Annotated in this window: 7 protein-coding genes and 1 pseudogene; 5 read left to right on the plus strand and 3 right to left on the minus strand. The window is 68.9% G+C overall.

The features are described 5' to 3' along the window. Positions 1-10 precede the first annotated feature (10 nt). From ACFW5B_RS22960 to ACFW5B_RS22970, 3 genes are all read left to right on the plus strand, one after another. On the plus strand, positions 11-1,138 hold the full coding sequence (locus ACFW5B_RS22960) for an FAD-dependent monooxygenase (RefSeq protein WP_386442554.1): 1,128 nt from the start codon (positions 11-13) through the stop codon (positions 1,136-1,138). A gap of 102 nt (positions 1,139-1,240) precedes the next feature. Further along, positions 1,241-2,185, plus strand: a complete 945-nt coding sequence (locus ACFW5B_RS22965; protein ID WP_386442556.1) for a VOC family protein — start codon at positions 1,241-1,243, stop codon at positions 2,183-2,185. Positions 2,186-2,332: 147 nt separating this feature from the next. Then, positions 2,333-3,316, plus strand: coding sequence for an AraC family transcriptional regulator (locus ACFW5B_RS22970; protein ID WP_386442558.1), 984 nt, complete (start codon positions 2,333-2,335; stop codon positions 3,314-3,316). A gap of 59 nt (positions 3,317-3,375) precedes the next feature. Here the strand turns inward: ACFW5B_RS22970 and ACFW5B_RS22975 are convergent, their stop codons facing one another. Both ACFW5B_RS22975 and ACFW5B_RS22980 read right to left on the minus strand, forming a co-directional pair. Further along, positions 3,376-3,675, minus strand: coding sequence for a DUF6506 family protein (locus ACFW5B_RS22975; RefSeq protein ID WP_386442560.1), 300 nt, complete (start codon positions 3,673-3,675; stop codon positions 3,376-3,378). An 83-nt stretch (positions 3,676-3,758) separates the two neighbouring features. Next, entirely contained in the window at positions 3,759-4,724 is a 966-nt protein-coding gene (locus tag ACFW5B_RS22980; protein ID WP_386442563.1) for a helix-turn-helix transcriptional regulator, read from the minus strand. 96 nt (positions 4,725-4,820) lie between these two features. Here ACFW5B_RS22980 and ACFW5B_RS22985 point away from each other — a divergent pair, with 96 nt between their 5' ends. Further along, positions 4,821-5,186 (plus strand): VOC family protein, encoded by a 366-nt coding sequence (locus tag ACFW5B_RS22985; RefSeq protein ID WP_386442566.1) that lies wholly within the window; start codon positions 4,821-4,823, stop codon positions 5,184-5,186. 87 nt (positions 5,187-5,273) lie between these two features. After that, positions 5,274-5,549, plus strand: a pseudogene (locus tag ACFW5B_RS22990) (helix-turn-helix domain-containing protein); the annotation flags it as partial. Positions 5,550-5,754: 205 nt separating this feature from the next. On the opposite strand, the gene ACFW5B_RS22995 reads toward ACFW5B_RS22990, so the two are convergent. After that, a complete protein-coding gene (locus tag ACFW5B_RS22995; RefSeq protein ID WP_386442568.1) occupies positions 5,755-6,162 on the minus strand; it encodes a hypothetical protein in 408 nt (135 codons plus the stop codon). Positions 6,163-6,311 lie beyond the last annotated feature (149 nt).

The raw sequence follows: 6,311 nt of genomic DNA on the forward strand, positions 1-6,311 counted from the left end.
GGAGGCGTACATGAACAGCTGTCGCGGTGCGCGTACGGCCATGATCGTGGGCGCGGGTGTCGCTGGTCTGACCGCGGCCACTGCCCTGGCAGGCGCGGGATGGCGGGTGGAGATCGCTGAGGTCGCCCCGTTAAAGGCGACTTCCGGCTGGGGGTTGTGCCTGACCGGTCCCGCGCTGCGGGCGCTGGCCGAGCTGGGTCTCGCGGACGCCTGTCTGACCGCGGGCTACGGCATGAGCGTGATCACGCATGTGGACGTGGACGGCGAACCCGCGGGCCAGGTCCGGCTACCGCGCCTGACCGGTGCGCGGCGACCGGCGATGGCCGGCATAGCGCGCCCCGTGCTGCACCGCATTCTGCACGCGGAAGCCGAGCAGCGCGGCGTGGTCGTGCGACAGGGCCTGACCGTCACGGCGGTGGACCAGGAGGGGGAGCTGGTCCGCGTGCGGCTGTCGGACGGGACGGTCCGGCTGGTCGCGCTGTTGGTGGGCGCGGACGGGATCCGCTCATCGACGCGGAGCCTGCTGGGCCTGGAGACCTCGCTCGACTATCAGGGGCAGATGGTCTGGCGGGCTCTGGTGCCCCGCCCGCAGTGGGTCACCGGGATCCACCAGTTTGCCGGGAAGGCCGGCACGGCGGGCCTGGTGCCCATCTCAGCCGGTGTGGCGTACGTGTTCTTGACGGAGAACGGAGTGGAGCAGAGCGTCCTGCCCGAGGCCGGACTCGTCCCGCGCCTGCGGCAGATACTGAAGGCCTTCCCTGGCCGGATGGCGGAGATCCGCCCGCTGGTGTCCGGGTCGGAGTCGGTGGTGCGCCGCCCGGTGCTGACCACGTTCCTGGCGGGCGCCTGGAACCGGGGCCACAGCGTCGTCATCGGTGATGCCGCACACGCGCCCGCACCACAGATGGCCAGCGGCGCGGCGCTGGCCATCGAGGACGGGCTGGTGCTGGCCGAAGAGCTCGGGCGGCACGGGTCGGTCCGGGCGGGGCTGGCGGCGTTCGTGAGACGGCGCAGGCAGCGGTGCCGAACGCTCGTGGAGACCTCGGTGGCGATCGCCGGCCTGGAACGTGCACAGCGCCATCGCGAAGCGTATCCGCTGACGGATGGCGGTCACCGGCTCATGGCCGAGCCCGCGTGACCATCCGGCGCGAAGTGACCAGCCAGGAGAGGGAGTTCGGCGGCCTGCCCTTCGCGCGTCGACAGGGAGAGACCGAGACCCGCGAGGGACAGGGAGTTCACCATGAGCAACAGCAGCAGTCTGATCACCCATCTGCGGCACATCGATGTCGCCATGCCGAACTTCGCCGCGCAGCGTCAGTTCTACACCGAGATGTGGGGCCTGACGGAGGCCGCCGGTGACACCGGTGTCTCGTTCCTGGCAGCCGAAGGCTCCCCGGAGCGGTACGTGGTGCGGCTGCGCAAGGACGCTCACAAGCGCACCGACCTCATCGCCTTCGGAGCCGCCACGGCCGCCGATGTCGACACCCTGGCCGCACAGCTGATCGCGCAGGGCGTGCGGCTGGTCCACGAACCGAAGCCGTTGGACACACCCGGGGGCGGCTACGCGGTCCGGTTCTTCGACGACGAGGGCCGCGTGGTGGAGGTCTCCGCCGACGTCGCCGCGCGCCGGCACCGCAGGATCGAGGCCCGCGAGCCGGTCCCCGTGCGCCTCTCCCACGTCCTGATGAACTCCCCCACCCCCGAGGCCACGGTTGCCTGGTACATCAGACACCTGGGGTTCCGCCTCTCGGACACCATGTGCCTCGGCAGCCGCGGCGAGATCATGTGGTTTCTGCGGTGCAACACCTTCCACCACAGCTTCGGCATCGTCCGCGGGCCGCACGCGGCCTTCCACCACGCCTCCTTCGAGATGCGCGGCATCGATGAGTTCATGCGCGGCACCGGCCGGATGCGGCGCCTGGGCATCGAGCGGCTGTGGGGACCGGGGCGGCACCGCGCCGGTGACAACGCCTTCAGCTACTTCCTCGACCGGGCCGGAAACACCGTCGAGTACACCACCGAGCTGGAGGTCCTGGACGAGGACACCTGGCACCCCCACATCTACGACCTTCGCGAGCCCGCCAACGCGGATCAATGGGGCACGGCCAACGAGATGGACGAGTTCATCGCCGCCAAGTCCCACAACGACGTCGACCCCGGACTGTTCGTGGCCCCGCCGCTGTGAGCACGCCCATGAGGGACCACGTCGCGTCACCCGTGGACACGGAAGCGCCGACCAAGGCCCCGGGCGGACCAACAGCGGTGACACACTGACAGCAGACCCCGGCCCGCCCGCACCACACCACACACCGTGGCGGCCGCCTCAAGGGAGATGAACCGCGTGCCGACTCCGCTGCGCAACTTCCTCCTCATCAAATCCCCCAACCCCGTCGACCTCCTGAACGCCGTCACCCGACTGTTCGGCGGCTCCATCGCCACGTCGCCGCTGGACGGCCTGTGCCGGGGAGAGCACGAACTGCGCGGGGTGGCCGCGCGCGACTTCGCCGTCGGCTACTTCGCCTCGCCGCTCGACGTACGCGTCTCCTCCGCGGGAGGACGCAGCTCCTACTTCGTCAACATCGGTGTGTCCGGCGCGATCGCCGCATCCTGCGACGGCCTGAACGCCACCCTCGACACCGCCACGGCCGGGGTCGTCAACCCCGGAGACACCCAGGAACTGCGCCCCGCACGCCTCGCCCCTTCACGCTTCCTGGGCCTGCGGATCGACGCCGCCCTGATCGACCAGGAATTCGCCGCACTGACCGGACGCCCACCGGCGTCCACCGTCCGCTTCGACTTCGCCCTCGACCTGGCTCAGCCCAAGGGCCGGGCCGTACTGCTGCTGATCCGCTCCCTCCTGGAGCAACTGGACTCGGGAGACTCGCTGTTCCAGCGTGCCGAACTCCAGCACAGCCAGCTGCGCAGCATCGTCACCGCGCTGCTCCTGGCCCAGCCGCACTCGCACACCGGCGAGCTGCGAGACGGTCCGCGACCTGGCCACCCGCGCTCCTTACGCGCAGCTCTCGCGTTCATCGAAGCCCACCTCACCGAACGCATCGTCCTCGGCGACATCGCCGCAGCCGCCGACTGCGCCCCACGGACCCTCAGCTCCGCATTCCGTGACCGGCTCGGTCTGTCACCCATGTCCTACGTACGCAACCTGCGGCTGGACCGAATCCGTCAGGACATCCTCACCACCACCGACAACGTCGGCACCATCGCCTACCGGTGGGGCGTCTCCCACCTGGGCCGCTTCGCCGGCGACTACTACGCCCGTTTCCACGAGTTACCTTCCGGCACGGCAGCCCGTCGGTAACGGTGCTCTCCCCTTCACCAGTCACCAGTGATCAGTCACCAGTGATCAGCGATCGGCGATCAGGAGAAGATCGCATGCACCTGGTCAACCGCCTCCGGCCCATAGCCGACCGTGCCCACGGGGACTGCACCGTCGGTCGCCTCGATGATGCGCCCGGCCCGCACGGGGCCGAACCCTCCGCACAGCTCGATCAGCTGCACCCCCTCGCCCAGCAGGCGGCGCGCAGCCGCAAGGGCCTGCTCGGGCTTCTCCACCCCCACGAGGACGGTGCGGCACTCGCCGGTGTCCACGACGTGGACATCGCCCTCTGCGGCGCTGCCGGCTGCTGTGCAGATGAATCCCCAGTGCGTGAGCGCCATGTGTGTGGGCCTCCTGTGGCCGCCGAGGCCCACTAGCTGTACTGACCGGGCACGTTGATTGAGAACAGGGGACTGATCGGCAATCACGATGCGGGGGGTGAGTGTCTGTCAGCCAGGTCCCTGGCGAGCTGACTGATGCGTGCGCGGGCCGTCTCAGGGGCGAGCACCTCGATGTGGTCGCCGAACTGAAGAAGCTGACGCACCGACTCGATGTCGGGGTAGCGCACGACGACGACGCACGAGCCTTTTTCCACGTCGGAGACACGGTGGATGCGGGTGCCGAGGATGCGCCGCGCCAGGTCGAGACCCTTTTCCGGCAGGCGGATGGTCACGCTCACGCGATCTTGCTCCTCAGTGCGTTTCTTCAACACGGCCCATCTGGTGCGGAGGGTTTCGCCTGGTTGGAGCACGGCTGGTGCGTCTAGCTGTTCGAAGGCCGACAGTCGTTCCAGAGCGAGCAGCCGGCTGTCGCCCTGGTCATCGGCGACGAGATACCAGCGACCTGATTTCGCCACGATCCCGTACGGGTCGACCACCCGTGTCGAGGCCTGGCTCTCGGAGCTGCGCCGGTACAGGATTCGAAGGCGTCGCCGGTGTCGCAGGGTCGAGGCCAGATCCGATACTTCGACCGCTGCCTCGGGGGCAGCAAACCACGCGGTGCTGTCGACAAGCACAAGGTCAGCCAGCCGCAGCGGGCTCGGCGACTCAGGCGCTGCAGCCTGGCAGGCGGCGATCTTGCGCTCGGCCGACTCCCACACCGCAGTTAGGCCCATTCGCTCACGTAGTGCGCTGTCCAAGCCGGCCACGGACAGGGCCTCCAGTTCTGGTGGTTCCAGATGGGATGCGCTGAGCCGTGCACTGGGGAGCAGGACGATCCCGCCGTTCCGCCCACGTTCGGCATAGACGGGCACGCCCGCTGTCGATAGCGCCTCGACATCCCGCAGCACAGTCCGCCGGGACACCTCAAGACGCGCGGCGAGCTCCGTGGTAGTGAGCCGCTGACGGGTCTGCAGGAGCAGCAGGAGATGCAGGAGCCTTGAAGCCTTCATGCTTACCCATGTTCTCAGAAAAGGTGACAGGTTCCGTCGCGATTGGGTGATCCACTGGGTGCTTGACCGAGAAATCAACGAGTTGAGGAGCGCTCCATGCCCGCACCGAACCTGTTCCTGATCGGCGTCCGCGACGCCGAGGCCGCCACCGCCTTCTACAGCGACCTGTTCGAGATCGAACCGACCTTCACCAGTCCCCACTACGTAGCCTTCGAAGCTGCCCCCGGTGTCCTGTTCGCACTGTGGACGGGCTACAGCGAGCACGCGGTCCCGAGCCTCCCTCGTACGACAGAGATCGGACTCATGGTGCCGGGGCCATCGCAGGCGATTGACGAGATCTTCACGAGGTGGGCCTCGAAGGGGGTCCACGTTGTGCAGGAGCCGCATGATGCTGTCTTCGGCCGCACGTTCGTGATTGCGGACCCTGACGGCAACCTCATCCGTGTCTCCCCGGTCGACTGACCTGCACTATCCCTCCCCGCATATCTCCAAGCTGAAGGGCCGGCCACACACCATGGCCGGCCTTTCAGCCTGTCTAGGAGCTCAGAAATGTCGCATTCGAACGCGGCCCTCACCCCGCGCCACCGGCTGAAAGTCGCTCGACTCGTCGCTGACGACGGCCGGCCAGTCAGCGAAGTCGCGGCCCGCTTCCAGGTGTCCTGGCCGACCGTGAAGCGCTGGGGCGATCGCTACCTCGCAGGCGAGTCCGTGCAGGACCGATCCTCACGACCGCGGAGCTCTCCGGCCAAGACACCCAAGACCGTGACGAAGAGGTGCGTCAGCCTGCGACTACGTCTGCGGGAAGGGCCGGTCCAGCGCGCGGCAACCAGCCGCCCTTCTCACGATTGATCAACGTGCCCGGTCAGTACAACTAACCAAACAGAACCAGGGGAAAATGCCCCGGATTGGCCATAACCCGCGCGTGACCCGCACCTCACTCCCATCCCGGCGCCGGCCGGGGCGGACGACGGGCCGTGACCGCCGGCCCCGACAGGCCGCGCAGTAGCGGTGACAGCGGCCAAGTGCCGCTCTACGCCACGCGATTGTCCACACGCAGCTGGATCTCCTGTTCCTGGTCACCAGATGTCGACCCGACGTCCCGGACCGAGAAGGCGTATCCCAGGCCTGTCCGCAGCCTGTCAGCCGCCCAATAGCCGCCCTGGACGGTGGCCGTCACCGGCCCGGTCAGCCGGTGCGGCGTGGTCTGCGTCGGCGCGTCGGCGGAGACGTCAACGATCGCGGACCATACAGCCGCCCCCGCCCCCGCCCCCGCCCCCTCCGGGTCCCGGGGCGCGTCGTCCTTCGCCCGGTCGGTGACGAAAAGGGTGTCGAGCACAGTGAAGACCGTGTGGGCGTCCTCGGGCAGGCAGCCGGTGAGCTGCACCTGGACCTGCGCCGCGCCCTGGTTGTTCTGTGCAGCCTGTGCTCCGTCCTTCACTGTGGCCTTCCTTTCCGAGTGACACGTGCGGCCGGGCCCAGGGCGGGGGGGGGGGGCGGCCGGGCGGGGGTCGGGGTGGCGGGCGTGCTGTGCGGCGCGGGCCGCGGAGATGGCCCGGCGGGGGGCCCGCCGCACCGGCGTGGATGGGT

The sequence above is a fragment of the Streptomyces sp. NPDC058773 genome (genome assembly GCF_042746015.1).
Taxonomy (GTDB): Bacteria; Actinomycetota; Actinomycetes; order Streptomycetales; family Streptomycetaceae; genus Streptomyces.